The sequence below is a fragment of the Actinomadura sp. KC345 genome (assembly GCF_004348515.1).
Classification (GTDB): Bacteria; Actinomycetota; Actinomycetes; order Streptosporangiales; family Streptosporangiaceae; genus Spirillospora.
Genome location: NZ_SMKH01000030.1, coordinates 1 through 20,886, shown reverse-complemented (window position 1 = coordinate 20,886; position 20,886 = coordinate 1). Strand labels below are relative to the sequence as shown.

The 20,886-nt window shown below is 73.5% G+C and carries 19 protein-coding genes; 10 read left to right on the top strand and 9 right to left on the bottom strand.

Annotated elements, in window-relative coordinates; all coding sequences use genetic code 11:
• The first annotated feature begins 58 nt into the window (after window positions 1-58).
• The 5 genes from E1281_RS07830 to E1281_RS07810 all read left to right on the top strand — a co-directional run bounded on the left by E1281_RS07830 (window position 59) and on the right by E1281_RS07810 (window position 5,689).
• Window positions 59-400 carry a DUF3099 domain-containing protein gene (locus tag E1281_RS07830; RefSeq protein WP_243716692.1) on the top strand — a complete coding sequence of 114 codons (342 nt, stop codon included), beginning with the start codon at window positions 59-61 and terminating at the stop codon, window positions 398-400.
• Between the two features lie 649 nt (window positions 401-1,049).
• Window positions 1,050-3,032 carry a substrate-binding domain-containing protein gene (locus E1281_RS07825; RefSeq protein ID WP_131876478.1) on the top strand — a complete coding sequence of 661 codons (1,983 nt, stop codon included), beginning with the start codon at window positions 1,050-1,052 and terminating at the stop codon, window positions 3,030-3,032.
• 119 nt (window positions 3,033-3,151) lie between these two features.
• On the top strand, window positions 3,152-4,303 hold the full coding sequence (locus tag E1281_RS07820) for an acyl-CoA dehydrogenase family protein (RefSeq protein ID WP_131876477.1): 1,152 nt from the start codon (window positions 3,152-3,154) through the stop codon (window positions 4,301-4,303).
• A gap of 13 nt (window positions 4,304-4,316) precedes the next feature.
• On the top strand, window positions 4,317-5,072 hold the full coding sequence (fabG, locus tag E1281_RS07815; protein WP_131876476.1) for a 3-oxoacyl-ACP reductase FabG: 756 nt from the start codon (window positions 4,317-4,319) through the stop codon (window positions 5,070-5,072).
• Entirely contained in the window at window positions 5,069-5,689 is a 621-nt protein-coding gene (locus E1281_RS07810) for a TetR/AcrR family transcriptional regulator (protein WP_131876475.1), read from the top strand. The genes fabG and E1281_RS07810 overlap by 4 nt, the downstream gene beginning before the upstream one ends.
• Here the strand turns inward: E1281_RS07810 and E1281_RS07805 are convergent.
• Entirely contained in the window at window positions 5,683-6,453 is a 771-nt protein-coding gene (locus E1281_RS07805; protein ID WP_131876474.1) for a helical backbone metal receptor, read from the bottom strand. The two genes, E1281_RS07810 and E1281_RS07805, sit on opposite strands and share 7 nt — an antisense overlap.
• A 6-nt stretch (window positions 6,454-6,459) precedes the next feature.
• A complete protein-coding gene (gene icmF / locus E1281_RS07800) occupies window positions 6,460-9,678 on the bottom strand; it encodes a fused isobutyryl-CoA mutase/GTPase IcmF (RefSeq protein WP_131876495.1) in 3,219 nt (1,072 codons plus the stop codon).
• 53 nt (window positions 9,679-9,731) lie between these two features.
• On the opposite strand from icmF, the gene E1281_RS07795 reads away from it, so the two are divergent.
• Entirely contained in the window at window positions 9,732-10,283 is a 552-nt protein-coding gene (locus E1281_RS07795; RefSeq protein ID WP_243716690.1) for a MarR family transcriptional regulator, read from the top strand.
• Here the strand turns inward: E1281_RS07795 and E1281_RS07790 are convergent.
• The gene (locus tag E1281_RS07790) at window positions 10,277-11,380 is read right to left on the bottom strand and encodes an alpha/beta hydrolase (RefSeq protein ID WP_131876473.1); all 1,104 of its coding nucleotides are present in this window, start codon (window positions 11,378-11,380) and stop codon (window positions 10,277-10,279) included. The two genes, E1281_RS07795 and E1281_RS07790, sit on opposite strands and share 7 nt — an antisense overlap.
• A 129-nt stretch (window positions 11,381-11,509) precedes the next feature.
• Here E1281_RS07790 and E1281_RS07785 point away from each other — a divergent pair, with 129 nt between their 5' ends.
• Both E1281_RS07785 and E1281_RS07780 read left to right on the top strand, forming a co-directional pair.
• Window positions 11,510-12,325 carry a tryptophan 2,3-dioxygenase family protein gene (locus E1281_RS07785; protein WP_131876472.1) on the top strand — a complete coding sequence of 272 codons (816 nt, stop codon included), beginning with the start codon at window positions 11,510-11,512 and terminating at the stop codon, window positions 12,323-12,325.
• Window positions 12,315-13,661 carry an NAD(P)/FAD-dependent oxidoreductase gene (locus E1281_RS07780; RefSeq protein ID WP_131876471.1) on the top strand — a complete coding sequence of 449 codons (1,347 nt, stop codon included), beginning with the start codon at window positions 12,315-12,317 and terminating at the stop codon, window positions 13,659-13,661. Before E1281_RS07785 ends, E1281_RS07780 begins: the two co-directional genes overlap by 11 nt.
• Here E1281_RS07780 and E1281_RS07775 read toward each other — a convergent pair.
• Window positions 13,658-15,076, bottom strand: coding sequence for an MFS transporter (locus E1281_RS07775; protein WP_243716689.1), 1,419 nt, complete (start codon window positions 15,074-15,076; stop codon window positions 13,658-13,660). The two genes, E1281_RS07780 and E1281_RS07775, sit on opposite strands and share 4 nt — an antisense overlap.
• Before the next feature lie 80 nt (window positions 15,077-15,156).
• On the opposite strand from E1281_RS07775, the gene E1281_RS07770 reads away from it, so the two are divergent.
• Entirely contained in the window at window positions 15,157-15,402 is a 246-nt protein-coding gene (locus E1281_RS07770) for a hypothetical protein (RefSeq protein WP_131876470.1), read from the top strand.
• Here E1281_RS07770 and E1281_RS07765 read toward each other — a convergent pair.
• The 3 genes from E1281_RS07765 to moaA are packed head-to-tail and all read right to left on the bottom strand — an operon-like array spanning window position 15,399 to window position 17,312.
• Window positions 15,399-15,695, bottom strand: a complete 297-nt coding sequence (locus tag E1281_RS07765) for a DUF6457 domain-containing protein (protein ID WP_243716696.1) — start codon at window positions 15,693-15,695, stop codon at window positions 15,399-15,401. The genes E1281_RS07770 and E1281_RS07765 overlap by 4 nt on opposite strands.
• A gap of 19 nt (window positions 15,696-15,714) precedes the next feature.
• Complete coding sequence (locus tag E1281_RS07760; protein WP_131876469.1) at window positions 15,715-16,323, bottom strand: molybdenum cofactor guanylyltransferase; 609 nt, start codon at window positions 16,321-16,323, stop codon at window positions 15,715-15,717.
• Window positions 16,323-17,312 carry a GTP 3',8-cyclase MoaA gene (gene moaA / locus E1281_RS07755; protein WP_131876468.1) on the bottom strand — a complete coding sequence of 330 codons (990 nt, stop codon included), beginning with the start codon at window positions 17,310-17,312 and terminating at the stop codon, window positions 16,323-16,325. Before moaA ends, E1281_RS07760 begins: the two co-directional genes overlap by 1 nt.
• A 107-nt stretch (window positions 17,313-17,419) precedes the next feature.
• Between moaA and E1281_RS07750 the strand changes: the two genes are divergently transcribed.
• A complete protein-coding gene (locus E1281_RS07750; protein ID WP_131876467.1) occupies window positions 17,420-18,247 on the top strand; it encodes an alpha/beta hydrolase in 828 nt (275 codons plus the stop codon).
• A 152-nt stretch (window positions 18,248-18,399) separates the two neighbouring features.
• Here E1281_RS07750 and E1281_RS07745 read toward each other — a convergent pair whose 3' ends face one another.
• Window positions 18,400-19,593, bottom strand: coding sequence for an RtcB family protein (locus tag E1281_RS07745; protein WP_131876466.1), 1,194 nt, complete (start codon window positions 19,591-19,593; stop codon window positions 18,400-18,402).
• 73 nt (window positions 19,594-19,666) lie between these two features.
• Window positions 19,667-20,886: SelB C-terminal domain-containing protein (locus E1281_RS40040; protein ID WP_347813273.1), on the bottom strand; the 1,220-nt coding region annotated here is incomplete at its 5' end.

The following is a 20,886-nucleotide window of genomic DNA, read 5'->3' as shown; positions in this document are numbered from 1 at the left end:
CGATGTCTTGACCCGTACTGCTGTCGCCAGCCGGACCCCATGGGCTTACCTTGGAATCGTGAAGCCCAATCACGATCGGGAGCCGGAGGTCTACACGGTCACCGACGCTCCCCGCCCGATGTCCGAGGACATCGGCCACCGCCAGCGGCGCTACCTGGTGTCCATGGGGGTCCGGACGGTGTGCTTCGTGGGCGCCATACTCGCCGCCGTGGCCGGGGCTCCGGCGTGGCTGGCGATCGTCCTCGTGGCCGGGGCGCTCATCCTGCCGTACGTCGCGGTGGTCTTCGCGAACGGCGGACGGGAGCCGACCGCCCCCGCGTCCTTCGGCGACCGGAGGGACGATCCCGGCGACCGGGAACACAAGCCGGTTTCCGGACAGCGACCGGAAATCGGGTCGTGACATTCTCTTGACTAACCGCGGGGGGTTTCGGTGTACGATTTGTACCGGCGCTCTGGTCCCCCGTCGGAGCGCCCGTGCCGGTGTTCCGGGCCCCCGTCGGAACACCGATGATGCGGCGCCGGGTGGATTGCCCCCGTATCCACCCGGCGCCGCTTTTCATGTCCGGGGTCTTCTCCTGGAACTCCCCCGGGGCGCCGATGAACCGCCCTTGACGGCCGGCTCCGCCCCGAAGCACATCCGCGCGGGAAAGCAACCCCCGGCGGTGGCCTGCTCCGGCCACGACCCGAAACCCGACCGGACCGAACCTTTCTCCCCCGAATCCGTGTAGAGCACGGCGTTTCCGGCCGCGCACGGTCCGTCAGAACGACCTGGACGGGGTCCGATCCATTCCCGGGCGCCCTGCGTACTCCTGAGCGGCGCCGCCTACTCCTCCTCGGCGATGACACCGGCCCCGCGCCCGGAGGGTGGCCCCGCCGCGGCCGGGCCCGCGTCCGGACCTGAGCCGCCGGAACACTTGACGGAAGACGCCGATGAGACGAACATCACACGTGATCCTGCTGAAACACTTCCTCTATGTGTCTCACAGGGCGGCTGTCACCAAGCGGCGCGCCACGCCCCGGCGCCCCCGCCCGGGAAACGGAGATCGGCGATGAGCGGACACGACGACGTGCCCGAGTGGGCACCCCGGACCCCGCCGGAGACCGGCGACCCCGACGTCCCCTACACCTTCCTCGGCGCCTCCTACCCGGGCCATGTGCCCTCCTCCGCGTCCGGGCCGCCGGGCGGTCCCCCGGCCCCCGGCGCGGCCGTCGGCCGCCCGTCCCGTCCCACCGGCCCGGCGCACGCCGCCGCCGGGCCGGGCCGCCGAGGGCCCCGGCCGCCGAGGCGGATCGGCGGCGTCCTGCTCGGCCCGCTGGCCGGCGCGGTCGCGCTGGTCCTGCTGACGGGCGCCGGCGCGTACGCGATCACCTGGGCGGGCGACGACTGCTCCGGCGAGGACGCGCTCACGATCAGCGTGGCCGCGGCGCCGGACATCGCCCCCGCGGTGACCCGGGCCGCGGAACGCTTCAACGACGACCGCAACCGCGTCGCCGGCAGGTGCGCCCAGGCCCGCGTGCGGTCCGCCGAGCCGGCCGCGGTCGCGACGCTGCTGTCGGGCAAGGGCGTCGCCGGCGTCACCGAGCGGCCGGACGTCTGGATCCCCGACTCGTCCCTGTGGACCAGGCTCGTCGAGGGATCCGGGCGGGCCGGGGCTGCCGCGGGCCTCACCGGCCTCGGCGGGATGGCCTCGACCCCGGTCGTGCCCGCGATGCCGAGCGGGCTCGCCGCACGGCTGCGCGACCTCGGCGCGCCCGCGCAGCCGTCCTGGAAGGAGCTCCTGGCCGCGGCCGGGACGGCGGCGAACGCCGAGCAGGGGGCCGATGGCGCGCCCGCGGAGAGCGCGATCCCGCCGCGGCTGTTCCGGCTGCGGGTCCCCGACCCCGACGGCACCGCGACCGGCATGGCCACGCTGATGCTGGCCAGCGCGCTGCTGTCCGAGGACCCGCAGGGCCAGGCGTTGTTCACCGGCGTGGTGCGGACGATCCGGGAGGGGGTCGCGGTGTCCGTCAAGGCGGGGTTCGCCGAGTTCGGCCAGGACGCGGGAGAACGCCACCCGGTCGCGCTGGCGCCGGAGCAGGCGGTGTTCGCCCACAACGCGAAACGCTCCCCGGAGAACGCCGTCGCCGTCTACCCGGCCGAGGGCACGATCTTCCTCGACCACCCGGTCACCGTCCTGTCCGGGGACCCGGCCGAGCTGGACGCGGCGCGGCTGCTGCGCAGGGAGCTGGCCGGCGACGCCACCCGCGACGACGTGCACGGGCTGGGCTTCCGCACGCCCGACGGCGCCGCGCCGGCGGCGTTCTCCGGGCGGACCGGGCTGAGCAGGACCGCGCCGAAGGCGCTGCCCCCGGCGTCCGCGGCGGAGGTCGGGCGCACCATGCAGCAGTGGGCGCAGCTCTCGCTGAGCATCCGGATGCTGAGCATCATCGACATCTCCGGGTCCATGGACCGGAGGATCGGGCCCGGTATCACCCGCCTGCAGTCCACGATCCGCACGGCGCAGAACGGTCTGTCCCTGCTGCCGGACGACAGCGAACTCGGCCAGTGGGTGTTCTCCACGGAGCTGGAGGGAGAGCGGGACTGGCGGGAGCTCGTGAGCGTGGGGCCGCTGGCCGAGCGGCTCGGCTCGGCCACCCGGCGCCAGCTCGTGCTGAGCGCGTTCGCCCGGACCAGGGTCAAGGAGCACGGCGGCACCGGCCTGTACGAGACCGCCATCGCCGCGTTCGACCACATGAAGCGGACCTACAAGCCGGAGTACGTGAACTCGGTCCTGCTGTGGACGGACGGGAAGAACGAGGACCGGGAAGGCCCCTCGCTGGCGGAGACGCTGGACCGCATACGCCGCGCGTACGACCCCGAACGCCCCGTCCAGATCAACATGTTCGGCATCGGCGAAGGCGTGGACGCCGACGAGCTGCGGCGGATCGCGCGGGCGACGAAGGGCGACGCGTACGTGGCGCAGACGCCGGGGCAGGTCCAGTCCTTCTTCCTCAAGGCGCTGTCCCAGCGGGTCTGCGAGCCCGACTGCTGACCCCGGCCGCCCGGTCCGGCCGCCGCGCGGCCGCGGAACGCCCTGCTCGTATTTGATTCTAGAAATCGATTCGAGTTAAGTTAGCGTTCTGCTAGTTGTGCGGCGAAAGGGGCCAGAGCGTGCGGCGCACCGTGTTCAACGAGGACCATGAGGCCTTCCGGGAGATGATCCGGGCCTTCATCGAGGCGGAGGTCGCGCCCGTCTACGGCGAGTGGGAGGACGCCGGCCATCCGCCGCGCGGCTTCTACAACAAGCTCGGCGAGCTCGGCGTGTTCGGCGTCCAGGTGCCCGAGGAGTACGGCGGCGCGGGCGAGACCAGCTTCAAGTACCAGGCAGTGGTCTCCGAGGAGTGCGCCCGGGCCGGGGTGAGCTTCGGCGGCTACGGCGTGCACGTCAACCTCGTCCTGCCCTACCTGCTGAAGTACGGGTCGGAGGAGCAGAAGAAGCGCTGGCTGCCGCCGTTCGTCTCCGGCGAGATGATGACGGCCATCGCGATGACCGAGCCCGGCACCGGCTCCGACCTCGCCGGCATGCAGACCACCGCCCGGCTCGACGGCGACCACTACGTCCTGAACGGCGCCAAGACGTTCATCACCGGCGGGGTCCTCGCCGACCGGGTCCTGGTCGTGGCGCGCACGTCGCCGGCCACGCCGGAGAACCGCCGGGCCGGCCTGTCGATCCTGGCGGTGGACACGAGCAGCGCGGGCTACGCGGTCGGCCGCAAGCTGGAGAAGATCGGGCTGCGCAGCTCCGACACCGCCGAGCTGTCGTTCACCGACGTCCGCGTCCCGGCCGAGGACCTGCTCGGCGAGGAGGGCCGCGGGTTCGAGTACCTGACGCACAACCTCGCCGAGGAGCGGCTCGGCATCGCGACCAGCTCCTACGCGTCCGCCGCCGCGGCCGTGGAGTTCGCGCGCAGGTACGTCCAGGACCGGACGGTCTTCGGCAAGACCGTGTCGTCGTTCCAGAACACCAAGTTCGTCCTCGCCGAGTGCGCCACCGAGGTCGAGGCGGCCCGCTCGCTGGTCGACCGCTGCATCGAGGCCCTCGACGCCGGGGAGCTCACCCCCGCCGACGCCGCCGTGTGCAAGCTGTTCTGCACCGAGGTGCAGGGCCGCGTCGTCGACAAGTGCCTCCAGCTGCACGGCGGCTACGGCTACATCCTGGAGTACCCGATCGCGCGGCTGTACGCCGACGCCCGGGTCGCCCGCATCTACGGCGGCACCAGCGAGGTGCTCAAGACCATCATCGCCAAGGACATCCAGGTCTGAGAGGGGCAGGGAGATGACGGACTCTCGCGTCGCCATCGTCACGGGCGCGGCGCGCGGCATCGGCGCCGCCACCGCCGTCCGGCTCGCCCGGGAGGGCTTCGCCGTCGCGGTCTGCGACCTCGACGAGGCCGCCTGCGCCGGCACCGTGGCGGAGATCCGCGAGAACGGCGGGGAGGCCCTCGCCGTCGGCGTGGACGTCTCCGACTCCGGGCAGGTCCCGGCCGCCGTCGCGCGCGTGGCGGCAGAGCTGGGCCCGCCGGTCGTGCTGGTGAACAACGCCGGGGTCACCCGGGACAACCTGCTGTTCAAGATGTCCGACGACGACTGGGACACGGTCATGTCGGTGCACCTGCGCGGCTCGTTCCTGATGAGCCGCGCCGCCCAGGAGCACATGACGAAGGCCGGGTGGGGACGCATCGTCAACCTGTCGTCGGTGTCGGCGCTCGGCAACCGCGGGCAGGTCAACTACTCGGCGGCCAAGGCGGGCCTCCAGGGCTTCACCAAGACCCTGGCGATCGAGCTGGGCAGGTTCGGCGTGACCGCCAACGCGATCGCGCCCGGGTTCATCGCGACGGAGATGACGGCCGCGACCGCCGCCCGCGTGGGCGTGGAGTTCGAGGACTTCAAGGCCGCCGCCGCCAAGGAGATCCCCGTCCGGCGCGTCGGCACCCCGGAGGACATCGCCGGGACGGTCGCGTTCCTCGTCGGCGACGACGCCTCGTTCGTGTCCGGGCAGGTCATCTACGTCGCCGGCGGCCCGCGGGCGTGACGTCACCGCGGACGGCGCGCAGGGACGGCCCGGCGCGCGACCGGGAGGCGACCGAGGAGTCGCTGCGCGCGGCGGCGATCGCGCTGCTGCGGCGCGGCGGCGTCCTCGCCGGGCTGAACCTGCGGGAGGTCGCCGACGCGGCCGGGGTCAACCGCGGGCTGGTCTACCAGTACTTCGGGTCGCGGCGGGCGCTGCTGCGCTCGGCGCTGTTCCACCGGTCCCGGCCGAACGCCGAGGACGCGGTGGACGCGGCGGGGCTCCCGCTGCGCAGGCGGCTGTCGCGGCTGTTCTGGACGAGCCTGCGCAACCCGGAGCCGGTCGTCCTGGCGTCGCTGCTGGTGCTGGACGGCGACGACCGGCCCCGGGTCCTGCTCAACCGGGGCGCGGGCCGGGAGGACCTCGCCGCGGAAGCCGGGCGGGGCGAGCTGCCGGTGCCGGACGTGGCGGCCGTCCAGGCGGCGATCGCGTCGACGATCTACGGGTACACGCTGCTGCGCGAGCACCTGGCGCGGGAGATCGAGCTGCCGCCGGAGGAGCTGGACGAGCGCATGGCGGCCTGCGTGGAGGCGATGTTCGCGCGCGGGCCCGCCGGCGGCGGCCAGGGCGGAGATCAGTAGGTCCGGGCGGCGGCGAGCGCCCGCGCCAGCTCGCCCGGGGCGGCCGCGAGGGACGGGCCGTACCAGGTGAGGTACCGGCCGTCGACGAGCGCGGCGTCGATGCCGGGGAACGACTCGGGGCCGTCCTCCTCGGTGAACCGGTAGGGCTCGTCCGGCAGGACGACCAGGTCGGCGCCGGCCGCGTTCAGCTCGTCGAGGGGGACCTTCGGGTAGCGCTCGGGGTGGCCGCCGTAGAGGTTGGACACGCCCAGGCGGGACAGGACGTCGCCGGTGAAGGTGTCGCGGCCGACGACCATCCACGGCCGCCGCCAGACCGGGATGACGGCCGCGCGGGGGGCGCCCGGCGCGACGCCCGCCCAGACGCGGGACGCCTCGTCCAGCCAGCCCGGCACCGGGACCCGGCATGCCTCGGTGAGCATGCGCCGCAGGGACGAGAGGGCCTCGTCCACGGTGCGGATCTCCGTCATCCACACCGGGATCCCCGCGGCGCGCATCGCGCCGACGTCGGCGGGGCGGTTCTCCTCGGTGTTGCCGAGGACGACGTCGGGCCGCAGCTCCGCGATCCGCTCCAGGTCGGGGTTCTTGGTCCCCCTGACGCGCGGCACGTCCAGACCCGCCGGGTGGGTGCACCAGTCCGTGGCCCCCGCCAGCAGGCCCGGCGCGGTGACGGCGACGCTCTCGGTCAGGGACGGGACGATCGACACGACGCGGCGCACCCGGTCCGGGACGGGGACCGGGGCGCCGGTGTCGTCGAGAGGGCTCATCGGGCGTCAGACGTTGCGGCGGTACTGCCCGCCGACCTCGAAGAACGCGTCGGTGACCTGCTCCAGGCTGCACACGCGGGCCGCGTCCATCAGCACCGCGAACACGTTCTCCCCCGACCGCGCCGCGTCCTGGAGCGCGGACAGCGCCTCCCGCGCCTCGTCGCGGTGCGCGTCCTGGTAGGCGTGGACCCGGTCGAGCTGGGACCGCTTCTCCTCCTCGGTCGCGCGGGCCAGCTCGATCGTCTCCGGCGTCCCGTCGTCGGCCCCCGGGGCGCGGAACGTGTTGACGCCGACGATCGGCAGCGAGCCGTCGTGCTTGCGCTGCTCGTAGAGCATCGACTCGTCCTGGATGCGGCCCCGCTGGTAGCCGGTCTCCATCGCGCCGAGGACGCCGCCGCGCTCGCTGATGCGGTCGAACTCCGCCAGGACCGCCTCTTCGACCAGGTCGGTGAGGTCGTCGATGACGAACGACCCCTGCAGCGGGTTCTCGTTCATCGCCAGGCCCCACTCGCGGTTGATGATGAGCTGGATCGCCAGCGCCCGCCGCACCGACTCCGCCGTCGGCGTGGTGACGGCCTCGTCGTAGGCGTTGGTGTGGAGGCTGTTGCAGTTGTCGTAGATGGCGATGAGGGCCTGAAGCGTCGTGCGGATGTCGTTGAAGTCCATCTCCTGCGCGTGCAGGGAACGGCCGGACGTCTGCACGTGGTATTTGAGCTTCTGGCTGCGCTCGTTGGCGCCGTACCGGTCGCGCATGGCCACGGCCCAGATGCGGCGGGCGACGCGTCCGAGGACGCTGTACTCGGGGTCCATGCCGTTGGAGAAGAAGAACGACAGGTTGGGCGCGAAGTCGTCGACGTCCATGCCGCGCGCCAGGTACGACTCGACGTAGGTGAACCCGTTGGCGAGCGTGAACGCGAGCTGGCTGATGGGGTTCGCCCCGGCCTCGGCGATGTGGTAGCCGGAGATGGACACCGAGTAGAAGTTGCGGACCCCGTTGGCGATGAACCATTCCTGGATGTCGCCCATCATCCGCAGGGAGAACTCGGTGGAGAAGATGCAGGTGTTCTGCCCCTGGTCCTCCTTGAGGATGTCGGCCTGCACGGTGCCGCGCACGGTGGACAGCACACGCGCGCGGATCTCGGCGGCCTCGTCCTTGGACGGCTCGCGCCCGTGCTCCTCGTAGAAGGCGTCGAGCCCTTGGTCGATGGCGGTGTTGAGGAAGAACGCCAGGATCGTGGGCGCGGGGCCGTTGATCGTCATCGACACCGACGTCGTCGGCGACGACAGGTCGAACCCGTCGTACAGCGCCTTCATGTCGTCCAGCGTGGCGATCGACACGCCGGAGGTGCCGACCTTGCCGTAGACGTCGGGGCGCTCGTCCGGGTCGCGCCCGTACAGGGTGACCGAATCGAACGCCGTCGACAGGCGGGTCGCGGGCTGGCCCTCCGACAGCAGCTTGAAGCGCCGGTTGGTCCGGAACGGGTCGCCCTCCCCCGCGAACATGCGCGCGGGGTCCTCGTTGTCGCGCTTGAACGGGAACACGCCGCCGGTGAACGGGAAACGCCCCGGCAGGTTCTCGTTCCTCAGGAACCTCAGCAGCTCGCCGTGGTCGGTGAAGCGCGGCAGCGCCACGCGCGGGATCCGGTTGCCCGACAGGGACTCGCGCGTCAGCCGGGTGCGGAGCTCCCGGTCGCGGACGCGGACGACCTGCTCGTCGCCCGAGTACGACTCCACGAGCGCCGGCCAGCCCTCGATCAGCTCGGCGTTCTCCGGGGCCACGTCGCGGCGCGCCTTCTCCAGGAGCCCTTCGACCTCGGACGCGTCCGCCAGCTCGGCGCGCACCTCGTCCAGCCTTTGCACGCGCCGGACGGCCGCCACCTGCTCGGCGGTGCGGGCGTGGTAGCCGCGCACCGTCTCGGCGATGTCGGACAGGTACCGCACGCGGCCGGTCGGGATGACCGCCGCGGCGCCCGTGGAGACCTTCGTGGAGATCTCGGGTAGGGCGCCGTCCTCCAGCTCCAGCCCGTGCTCCCCGAGGAGCCCGCCAAGGTGCTGGTAGAGGGCGGTGACGCCGTCGTCGTCGAACGTGGCCGCGCTGGTGCCGAACACGGGCATGTCCTCGGGCCGCCGCCCGAACGCCTCACGGTTGCGGACGAGCTGCCGGGACACGTCCCGCAGCGCGTCCGCGCCGCCGCGCCGCTCGAACTTGTTGATCGCCACCACGTCCGCGAAGTCGAGCATGTCGATCTTCTCCAGCTGGGACGCCGCGCCGAACTCGGGCGTCATCACGTACAGCGAGACGTCGACCAGCGGCACGATCGCGGCGTCGCCCTGCCCGATGCCGGGCGTCTCCAGGACGACCAGGTCGAACCCGGCGGCCTTGCACGCGGTGATCATCTCCTCGACGCCGCCGGGCAGCTCGCGCGCGCCCCGCGTCGCCAGCGAGCGGAAGAACACGCGGTCGCCGTCGAGGGCGTTCATCCTGATCCGGTCGCCGAGCAGCGCGCCGCCGCCGCGCCGCCGGGTGGGGTCGACGGCCAGAACCGCGACGCGGAGCCGGTCCCGCTGGTCGACGCGGAGCCGCCGCACCAGCTCGTCGGTGAGCGACGACTTCCCGGAGCCGCCGGTCCCGGTGATCCCCAGGACGGGGACGTTCCGCCCTGCCGCCGCCTCGGCGAGCGCGGCGCGGTCGCCCTCGGCGAGCCTGCCCGCCTGCAGGCAGGTGAGGGCGCGGGCGAGGGCGCGCCGCTCCCCCGCCAGCACCGCCTCCACCGGGACGGGTTCGGCGGCGAGGTCGGCGTCGCAGTCGCGCACCAGCTCGTTGATCATTCCGGGCAGGCCGAGCCGGTGCCCGTCCTCGGGCGAGAAGATTCGGACGCCGGCCCCGGACAGCCGCGCGATCTCCTCGTGGACGATCACGCCGCCGCCCCCGCCGAACACCTTCACGTGCTCGGCGCCGGCCTCCTTGAGGCTGCGCGACAGGTACTCGAAGTACTCGACGTGGCCGCCCTGGTAGGAGCTGATCGCCACGCCCTGCGCGTCCTCCTCCAGGACGGCGTCGACGACCTCGCGGACCGAGCGGTCGTGGCCGAGGTGCACCACCTCGGCGCCCTGGGACTGCAGGATGCGCCGCATGATGTTGATGGCGGCGTCGTGGCCGTCGAACAGCGCCGCCGCGGTCACGAACCGCACCGGGTGCACCGGCGTGTGCAGCTCCCCCGTCACCGTCTCCACCCCAAACCTTGGACATCCAATATTTGGAAGTTAAAATAGTTTCCGTGCGCGACCCGGTCAAGACCACATACGGTGGGGCGGTGCCCGAGACCCCCGACCCGATCTCCGAGGCCCACCGCCAGTGGAGCCTCCGCTGGCCCGAGCACGCCGACCACATGGCGGCCGTGACCTCGGTGATGCGGGCCCAGCAGCTCCTGCTGAGCCGGATCGAGGCCGTCCTCAAACCGTACGCCCTCACGTTCGCCGCCTACGAGGCGCTGCGCCTGCTCGCCTTCACCCGCACGGGGACGCTCCCGATGGGCAAGATGGGCACCCGCCTGATGGTCCACCCCGCGTCGGTCACCAACGTGATCGGCCGGCTGGAGCGGCGCGGCCTCGTCGGCCGCGGCCCCTCCCCCGACGACCGCCGCGTCGTCCTGGCCCGGATCACCGACGCCGGGCGCGACCTGGCCGAGGAGGCCACCCGCGCCCTCAACGAGTCGGGTTTCGGCGTCGCCGGCCTGCCCGCCGCCCACGCCGCCGAGATCACCACCGCGCTCCGCCAGGTCCGCCTGGCCACCGGCGACCTCGCGGAGGCCGGCGGTGAGGGTCAGTGATCGCGGACCCAGGCGTCGACGAGGTCGGCGACCCAGGGGCGTGACCGCGGCAGGTAATGGGTGTCCTTGATGAAGTCGAGCGTCTTGTCGGGCGAGGCGAGGGCGTCGAACACCGCGCGGGCGTCGGAGTCGTAGACGCACTCGTCCGCCGTCGCGTGCACGACCAGCGACGGCGCGGTGATCCGGGCGAGGTGCGGCGCGGCGGCGCACTGGGACGTGCGCAGGCTCCACATCGACAGCCAGGTCCGCAGCGTGCACAGGGAGCCGATGCCGAACACGCCGTAGTTCGCCCTGGCCGGCTCGCCCAGGTAGCAGCGGTTGGGCTCGCGGTCGGACGGCTCGATCGACGGGTCGATCATCCGCAGGTCGGCCCAGGTGCGGTGCACGGTGAACAGGGTGTCGCGGGCGCGGGAGCCCTTCAGGGCGTCCAGGCGTTCCAGGACCCGGTCGGTGATGCGCTCGTTGCGGGCGCGCTGGGCGGCGCGGTAGCGGGCCTGGAAGGCGGGGTCGTAGGGCGGGCCGTTCTCGGGGTCGAACGGGTCGAGCGCGGGGTCGGCGGACAGCGGGTCGGTCTCGTCGGTGACCGACGGGTCCATCCACGCGGTGAGGACCTCGGGCCGGCCCGAGTGCGCGGCGAGGGCGATGAACAGGTCCCCGGGCGGCAGGTCCTCGATGGCGGGGACCGGCCGCATGCCGGCGACCGGCGTGACGTTGGGCTCGACGGCCTGGGACTGGTAGGCGGCCATGAGCGAGCCGCCGCCGGAGTTGCCGAGCAGGACGATCCGCTCGGCCCCGGCCTGCTCGCGCAGCCAGCGGACGCCCTCGCCGATCTCGGCGAGCGCGTGGTCGAGCAGGAAGTGCGCCTCGTTGCCGCGGAAGCGGGTGTTCCAGCCGAGGAAGCCGTAGCCGCGGGCCGCGAGGTGCTCGGCGAGGTAGTGCTCGGAGAAGTCGATGTTGTAGTGGGTCGCGATGAACGCCGTTTTCGGCGGCTCGCCCGCCGGCCGGTGGTAGACGCCCTGGCACGGGTGGCCGCCCGCGCCCGCCCTGCCGGCCAGGGGCGACGGCAGCCCCACGAACTCCTTGACGATTCCGCTCATCCGGACCCTTCCCGAGGCGCCACCGAATCCGGTTCTGATCGTAGGGGGCGCCGCCGCGGCGCCGTCCCCGGGGCGCGTGGAGCGATCCCATATGCTGCGGGCACATCCGTTGTGTCGCAAGGAGGCGTGATGGCGGATTCGCCGACGATGACGTACGGCGGGTACCTGAAGCTCGACGAGCTCCTGGCCTGCCAGGAACCGAAGACACGGGCCCACGACGAGCTGCTCTTCGTGATCATTCACCAGGTCTACGAGCTGTGGTTCAAGCAGATCCTGCACGAGGCCGAGCTGCTCCAGCGCAGGCTGGAGGAGGGCGGCAGCGCGGGGTCGCTGCACACCGCGCGCCGGATCGCCAAGATCCTCAAGACGGTGGTCGGGCAGCTCGACGTGCTGGAGACGATGACGCCGCGGCAGTTCGCCGCGTTCCGGGACGTCCTCGGGAGCTCCAGCGGGTTCCAGAGCGAGCAGTTCCGCGAGATCGAGGCCGTCCTCGGGCGGCGCGCCTTCCCCGCCTCGGACCTGCGCGACGACGAGCGGCTCCGGGCGGCGGTGTCCCGCCCGTCGGTCTTCGACTCCCTGCTGCGGTACCTGGACGGCAAGGGCTACGCCGTCCCGCGCGAGGCGCTCGACCGGGACACCTCCCGCCCCTGGGAGGCCGACCCCGGCGTGCAGAAGGCGCTCCTCGCCGTCTACGCCGACGAGTCCGGGCCCGCCGCCGAGGTGTGCGAGGCGCTCGTCGACGTGGACGAGGGCGTCCAGGAGTGGCGGTACCGGCACCTGAAGATGGTGGAGCGGACGATCGGCGCCATGATCGGCACGGGCGGCTCGGCCGGCGCGGACTACCTGCGCCGCACGCTGTTCACCCCCTCGTTCCCCGACCTGTGGGAGGTCCGCTCGCAGACCGAGGCGGCCGGCGCGGAGGAGGAGCCCGGCCATGGCGGGTGACGGCGGCCCCGCGGCAGGTGAGGGCGGGGAACGCGTCGCGATCGTCGGCGCGGGCCTCGCGGGCTGCCTGCTCGCCGTGCTGCTGGGACGCCGCGGCGTCCCCGTGACGGTGTACGAGCGGCGCCCCGACCCGCGCGTCTCCGGCGCCGAGCGCGGACGTTCGATCAACCTGGCGGTCTCGGCGCGGGGCCTGGCCGCGCTGGAGCAGGTGGGCCTGCGGGAGCGGTCGCTCAAGCAGGCCCTGCCGATGCACGGCCGGATGGTGCATCCGGTGTCCGGCGCGCCGAACTTCCAGCCGTACGGCTCGGACCGCGGGCGCGCCATCAACTCCATCAGCCGGGCCGAGCTCAACCGCTCGCTGCTCGACACCGCCGACGCCACGCCCGGCGTCACGCTCCGTTTCTCCCAGCGCGTCACCGGCGTGGACACCGCGGCCGGGACGCTGCTCCTGGAGGACGCCGACGACGAGCCCGCCGATGTCGTCCTGGCCGGGGACGGCGCCTACAGCGCGGTCCGCGGGTCCCTCGGGCTGGACGTCGACGCCGACTTCCTGGAGCACGGCTACAAGGAGCTGACCGTCCCGCCGAAGGACGGCGAGTTCGCGCTCGATCCGGACGCGCTCCACATCTGGCCGCGCGGCACCTCGATGATGATCGCGCTGCCGAACCTGGACCGGTCGTTCACCTGCACGCTGTTCTGGCCGAAGGACGACTTCGACGCGCTCGGCACGCCGGAGGAGGTCGCGGCCTACTTCGAGCGCCACTACCCCGACGTCGCGGGCCTGATGCCGGACCTGGCCGACGACTACGAGCACAACCCGGTCGGGTCGCTGGTGACCGTCCGGGCGTGGCCGTGGACGCGGCGGGGCGACGGCGCCGCCGTGGCGCTGCTGGGGGATGCCGCGCACGCGATCGTGCCGTTCTTCGGGCAGGGCGCCAACTGCGCGTTCGAGGACTGCATCGAGATCGACCGGTGCCTGACCGAGACCGGCGGCGACTGGGCCGGTGCGCTGTCGCTCTACCAGGAGCGCCGCAAGGCCAGCACCGACGCGATCGCCGAGATGGCCCTGGACAACTTCATCGAGATGCGCGACCGCGTCGCGTCGCCGGTGTACCGGGCGAAGCAGGCCGCGACGCACGCACTGGAGCGCTGCCTGGCGGGGCGGTACGTGTCGCGCTACGAGCTGGTGTCGTTCTCGACGATGCCGTACGCGGAGATCCCCGCCCGGATCAGACGCCAGAACCGGATCCTCGCCGCCGCCGCGGCGGGCGCCGCGGCCGTCCTGGCCCTGACCGTGCGCGCCTTGACCGTGCGCACCCGGCGCCGCAGGCCCTAGCCGGAGCGGCGGCCGGTCGCCACGTCGGCGACGGCCGCCGCCAGGGCCGCCAGGACGAGCACCATGATGACGACCAGCCCGTACCGGAACGCGGCCGCCCAGTCCCCGCCCGTCCGGGAGAGGGACGCGAAGAACACCGACCCGACGGCGGCGATGCCCATCGCGGTGCCGACGCGCTGGCCGGTCTGCAGCACGCCCGCCGCGCTGCCGCCCTCGGTGTGGGGCACCTCCGACAGCGTGATCGTCTGGTTGGGCGCGATGACGAGGCCGCTGCCGATTCCCGCGACCAGCAGCGGCGCCGCGGTCACCCACGCCACGCCGCCCCCGGGGTGCAGTTCGACCGCCACCCACGCCGCGCCGAGCCCCACCAGCACCAGCCCCAGCCCGGCGGCCACGAGCGGGCGGCCGTACCGCGCCACCAGCCGCCCCCCGACGGCGGACGCGGTGCCCGACCCGACTGCGAACGGGGTGATCGCGAGACCCGCGCCGAGGGCGCTGTAGCCCAGCCCGTTCTGCAGGTAGAGGACGAAGATGAAGAAGACCGCGGTGAATCCGGCGAAGTACAGCAGCGCGATCGTCGAGCCGAGCGCGTAGGACCGGAGCCGGAACAGGGCGAGGTCCATCATCGGGGTCCGGGCCCGGCGCTCCCACGCGGCGAACACGGCGATCAGCACCACGCCCGCGAGGACCAGCAGCCACTTCAGGTCGCTCCGCCACTGCTGCTCCTGGACGAGCGGCAGCAGCACGCACACGATCCCCGCGCCCAGCAGGACGACCCCGGCCGGGTCGAGGCCCTGGCGCTCCCCGTAGACGGGGGCGGGCAGGAGACGCCACGCCAGCACCAGGGCGGCCACCCCGACCGGGACGTTGACGTAGAACACCCAGCGCCAGCCCTCGTCGGGCCCGGCGACGGCGATCAGGGCGCCGCCGAGCAGCGGGCCGACGGCCGTCGCGATCCCGATGACCGAGCCGAGCGCACCGAACGCCCGCCCCCGCTCGGCGCCGCGGAACAACTGCTGGATGAGGCCCGCGACCTGCGGGTTCAGGATGCCGCCCGCGACGCCCTGCAGGAGGCGCGCCAGGACGAGGAACAGGACCGTCGGGGCGAGCCCGGCCAGCCCGCTCGCCAGCGTGAACAGGGAGAGCCCGGTCATGAAGACGGCGCGGCGGCTGCGCGCGTCGCCGAGCCTGCCCGCCGGCACCAGGACGAGCCCGAACGTCAGCGCGTACCCGGACAGGATCCACTGCAGCCCCGCCTCGGACGCGTCCAGCCCGTCGCGGATCGACGGCAGCGCCACGTTGACGATGCTGACGTCCAGCAGTGTCATGAACGCCGCGACGAGGCAGACCGAGAGCGCCTGCCAGCGGCGCCTCCCGTCCCAGACTCCCTCCGCGTCCGCGGTCTCCGTGCGCACTGCACGGTCCTATCCGCCGACCACCGCGCGAAACGCGGGGCGGGCACGTTCCACGCGGCGTGCTGTGCCACAGTTGCCCGATGACCGACTCCGCTCCGGGACCCGGCCCCGACGAGGAACTCCAGTGCTCGGCCAAGGGCTGCCGCGCCGACGCCGTGTGGGCGCTGCGGTGGAACAACCCGAAGATCCACACCCCGGACCGGCGGAAGGTCTGGCTCGCCTGCGACGAGCACCGCGAGAGCCTGTCGGCGTTCCTCGGCCGCCGCGACTTCCTGAAGGACGTGGTGCCGGTCACCGACCTCGGCGAACCCCCGCGCGAAGGTTAGGCGCCCGGGGGCCGGGCGTCGTCGAGGACGGCCTCGCCCGCCGGGCCCGGCACCTCGGAGGGCTCGCGGGCCTCGGCGTCCCAGCCCTCGGCCATCTCGGTCAGCCGGGCGGCGGCGTCCCGCGCGGGCGCGCCCCGGCCGACCGCGAGGCCGAGCAGGTACGCCGTCAGCGGCGCACCGGGCCGCGCGACCCCGTGCGCGACGTCGCGGGCCAGGTCCAGCACCAGGTCGCGGTCGATCTCGCAGCGTTCGAGGCCCAGTTCGTGACAGGCCGCGTTGATCCAGTCCTCCAGTACGGACACGGGTCCCCCTTCACGCGTGGTCTCGGCGAACCTGCCCACTCTCGCACGGTCGAAGCAGGCGGTCGGCGGCGGCCAACTCCTCGGGGGTGTCGCAGTCGTACCAGGCGGGGCGGGCGCCCGCCGGCGACCCGACCGTGACGGGTCCGAGGGGGCCGAGGAGCCCCCGCAGCGACGCGCCCGTGTAGGCGTCCAGCGCCGTCCGCAGCGCTCCGGCGTCCCAGCAGCCCGCGAGCCACTGCTCGCGGCCCTCCTCGTCCACCAGCACCGCCCCGGGCCGCTCCCCCAGGGCCTCCAGCAGCCGGGAGACGTGGGCGGGACGCAGGAACGGCAGGTCGGCCGCCAGCAGCGCCAGCCGCGGCGCCCGCACCTCGGCGAGCCCGGCGCGCAGCGCGGGCACCGGCCCGCCGCCCGGCGGGTCCTCCCGGACGAGCACGGCCCCCGGCAGGACGTCCCGCGGCGGCCCCACCACGATCAGCCGGGACGCCCCGGACGCCGCTGCCGCCGCCCACTCGATCAGCGCGCGGCCGCCGACGGGCGCGGCGGGCTTGTCGGCGCCGAACCGCCGGGCGCGCCCGCCCGCGAGCACGACCGCGTCGAACGCCCCGGCGCCGCGGGCCATCAGCCGCCGATCGCCGACATGGGCCGGGCGGGCTGCAGGAAGGACGGGTCGTCGATGCCGTGCCCGGCGCGCTTGGCCCGCACGGCCGTGCGCCAGCGGTCGGCCAGTTCGTCGTCGGCGGCTCCGCCGCGCATCGCGTCGCGCAGGTTGGACTCCTCGGTGGCGAACAGGCAGTTGCGGACCTGCCCGTCGGCGGTGAGCCGCACCCGGTCGCAGACGCCGCAGAACGGCCGGGTCACCGAGCCGATGACGCCGACGGTCTCCGGGCCGCCGCCGATCGCGAACGACTCGGCGGGCGCGCTGCCGCGGTCGTGCGCGTCGTCGGGGGCCAGGTCGAACTCCGCCGCCAGCCGCTCCAGGATCTCGTCGGCGGTGATCATGTCCTTGCGGGTCCAGCCGTGCTGGGCGTCCAGCGGCATCTGCTCGATGAACCGCAGCCGGTAGCCGTGGTCGAGGCAGTACCGCAGCAGCGGGACGGCCTCGTGGTCGTTCACGCCGCGCATCAGCACCGCGTTGATCTTCACCGGTTCGAGTCCCGCGGCCTGCGCGGCGGCCAGGCCCTTGAGGACGTCGTCCAGGCGGTCGCGGTGCGCGAGCCGCTCGAAGGTGCCGCGGTCGAGGGTGTCGAGAGAGACGTTGACCCGGTCGAGCCCGGCCTCGGCCAGCGGCGCGGCCAGCCGGTCCAGTCCGATGCCGTTGGTGGTCAGCGACACCTGGGGACGCGGGGCCAGCTCCGTCGTCCGCGCCACGATGCCGGGCAGGCCGCGCCGCAGCAGCGGCTCGCCGCCGGTGTAGCGGACCTCGGTCACTCCCAGCTCCCGGACGGCGAGCCCCACCAGGCGTGCCACCTCGTCGTCGGTGAGCAGTTCAGGCTTGGGCAGCCAGTCCAGGCCCTCGGGGGGCATGCAGTAGGAGCATCGGAGGTTGCAGCGGTCGGTGAGGGAGACCCGCAGGTCCGTCGCGGTTCGGCCGAAGGTGTCGACCAGCACGGGCGCCCCTTCCTATTGCGGTCGGACACTCCACCCTATTCCGGTGGTTGACGTTCCGTCGCATCGCGAGAGACGGTTACTTTCCGTCGACCACGAAGGAGGCCGGAGTGACCACGTCGCGGGAATGGGAGTTCGCGGGGACGCGGGGCGCGATCACCGCCCGCATCTGGGCGGACGGCGAGCCGCGCTACGTCGCGGTCCTCGTCCACGGCTACGGCGAGCACCTCGGCCGCTACGACCACGTCGCCGACGCCCTCGTCGGGCACGGCGCCGTCGTCTGCGGGCCCGACCACATGGGCCACGGCCGCTCGGCGGGCGACCGCGTGCTGATCGAGGACTACGAGGACGTCGTGGCCGACCTGCACACGGTCGTGGAGTCGGCGCGCGGCGACCACCCCGGCCTGCCCGTCGTCATGATCGGTCACTCCATGGGCGGGCTGATCGCGACCCGGTACGCCCAGCTGCACGGCGGCCTCCTCGCCGCGCTGGTGCTGTCCGGTCCGGTGCTGGGCCGCTGGCACGTCGTGGACGGCCTGCTCCCGCTGGACGAGATGCCGGACGAGTCGATCGACACGTCCACGCTCTCGCGCGACCCGGCCGTCGGCAAGGCCTACACCGAAGACCCGCTCATCTGGCACGGCCCCTTCAAGAAGACCACCGTGCGGGCCCTCGACACAGCCCTGCGCGCCATCGACGCCCACGGCCCCCTCGGCGAACTCCCGACCTTCTACGCACACGGCGAGGCCGACCGACTCGTCCGCCCCGAGGACACCCGCACCGGCATCGAGGCGATCCGCGGCAGCCGCTTCACCGAACGCCTCTACCCCGGCGCCCGCCACGAGATCTTCAACGAGACGAACCGCGACGAGATCCTCACCGATGTCACCACCTTCATCGAACACCACCTGCCGAAGTCGCCGGCTCCCGGGCGATGACCTCAGCCACGCGCGCGAGCGCGCGACCTGACCGGTGAGGCGACGCCGGAGGCGAGCCTCACCGGGAGGATCGCGAAGCGATTCGCGCTCGCACAGGCCAGGTCACGGAGCGAGCCGCCAGGCGAGCGCAGTGGGCCGGGCCTGCAATCAACTCAGCCCTTGACGCAGATGAGCTGGCGAAGGTGGGCGACCACTTCGACCAGGTCGGACTGGGCCTCGATCACCGACTCCAGGTCCTTGTAGGCGCCGGGGATCTCGTCGATGACGCCGCTGTCCTTGCGGCACTCGACGCCGTGCGTCTGCGCGACGAGGTCGTCCACGGTGAAGTTCTTGCGTGCCTTGGTGCGGCTCATCCTGCGGCCCGCGCCGTGCGAGGCGGAGTTGTAGGCGGTCTCGTTGCCGAGGCCGCGCACGATGTAGGTGCCGGTCGCCATCGATCCCGGGATGATGCCGAGGTCGCCGGCGCCCGCGCGGATCGCGCCCTTGCGGGTGACGAGGAGTTCGGTGCCGCCGTACTCCTCCTCCGCCACGTAGTTGTGGTGGCAGGAGATGGGCTGGTTCCAGCGGCAGCGCTTCTCCCCGAACCGCTTGGTCACGACGTTCTGGGCGAGCGCCATCATGACGGCGCGGTTGCGTCGCGCGTACTCCTGGGCCCAGAAGAGGTCGTGGCGGTACGCGTCCATCTTCACGGTGCCGCTGAGGAACACGGCGAGGTCGTTGTCCGGCAGGTCCTGGTTGTGCGGGAGCTTGCGGGCGGCCTCGATGTGCTGCTCGGCCAGCTCGTTGCCGATGTTGCGCGACCCCGAGTGCAGGACGAGCCAGATCGCGCCCGCGTCGTCCGCGCACAGCTCCAGGAAGTGGTTGCCGCCGCCGAGCGTGCCCATCTGCGTGCGGGCGCGGCCGAGCCGGGACCGCACGGCGGGGTGCAGCTCGTCGAACGCCTTCCAGAAGTCGTACCAGCCGCGCTCCCTTAGGTTCGGGAGCCCGTCCGGGTCCACGGCCTGGCGGTGGGAGCCGCGTCCGACGGGGATCGCCTTCTCCAGGCGGCCGCGCAGGACCGACAGGTCGTCGGGCATGTCCTCGACGGTGAGCGTGGACTTCGCGGCGGTCATCCCGCAGCCGATGTCGACTCCGACGGCCGCCGGGGAGACCGCGTCCTTCATCGCGATGACCGAGCCGACGGTCGCGCCCTTGCCGTAGTGGACGTCGGGCATCACCGCGAGGCCCTCCACCCACGGCAGGGCGGAGACGTTGCGGAGCTGGTCGAGCGCCTGGTCCTCGACGGTGGCCGGGTCGGTCCACATCCGGATGGGAACGCGGCCGCCCTTGATGGTCTGGTACGGCATGCCTTCTCCTTGATCGACGGGATCCGAACCGTGATCTATGACGCCAGAACGGGCCTTCCCGTTCAACAGGTTTTCATGAGGGGCGGCGTTCGGTGAGGCCCAGCCCGTCCAGGTGGCGCAGGAGGGCGACGGCGACGCCGCGGCTGGTCGACAGGGCCTCGCCCGCCTGCCCGGGGGTGAACGGCTGCGGCAGGGCCGACAGGATGCGCAGCGCCTCCCGGTCGGCGCCCGGCAGCAGGACGATGTCGTCGTCTGCCTCGCCCTCGATCCGCAGGACGGCGCCCGCGCGCTCGGCCTCGGCGAGCACTCCGCCGGTGAGGCCCAGCTCCGCGAGCCGGTCGGCGCCCGGCGGGGAGAACGGCGCGCCGGCCAGCGCGGCCCGGAGGCGCTCCACGGCGTCCGCCCAGGGCGGCGGCGGGGCGGTGGCCACCGCGGCCGGTCCCGGGGCGTGCCCGGCCTCCCGCGGGGCGGGCGGCGGGCCGTGGACGCGCCCGGCCTCGACGCGCAGCGGCGGGCGGACCAGGGCCGCGACGAGCCGCCGGGCCGGGAGGCCCAGCCGCAGCCGGACGGTCTCCAGCGGGATCCCCGGGGCGCTGGGGTTCTCGGCGGCGTGCCGCGACGCCTCCTCGGTGAGGCGCTCGAACAGCGAGTTCCAGTGCGCGGGGTCGGCGACCCACTCGCCGTTCAGCGTGACGGCGTCCCGCGGCGCCGCGCAGCCCATGACCGACAGCTCCGACCGGCGCAGCACGCCGTGGCGGCGCAGGACGAACGTGCCGTCCGGCCGGTCGGGCCAGGAGGCCAGCTCCCGCGCGCGGGCCGCGCCGGCGTCGCGCCGCACCAGCGTCGGCGGCCGGACGTCCAGGACGCTCACGCCCGCGATCGAGCGGCGCTCCGGGTCGCGCAGGACCCCGGTGTCGCCGAGGTGCAGGGCGAGCCGGGTGTTGAGGGTCAGGCGGGCGGTGTCGGGGCCGAGGGGCCGCAGCCGCACCGGGACCGCCGCCGACCCGATGTGCAGGGTCAGCCGCCGCGCCAGCCGGCCGGACGCCTCGCCGAAGCGGGTGCGGACGTCGACGGAGGTGGTGTGGGTCCAGGCGCCGTCGGTGACGAGGGCCATGCCGCCGTCCACGCGCCCGGCGTCGCGCAGGGTGAGCACGATCCGCGAGACGCCGCCGACCGCGTCGCACGGCTCGCCCGCGCAGCCGATCGTCCGGACGCGGACGCGCTCGCCGGCGGGCATGAGGAGCAGCTCGTCCCCGACGGCGACCGTCCCGGCGGAGAGGGTGCCGGTGACGA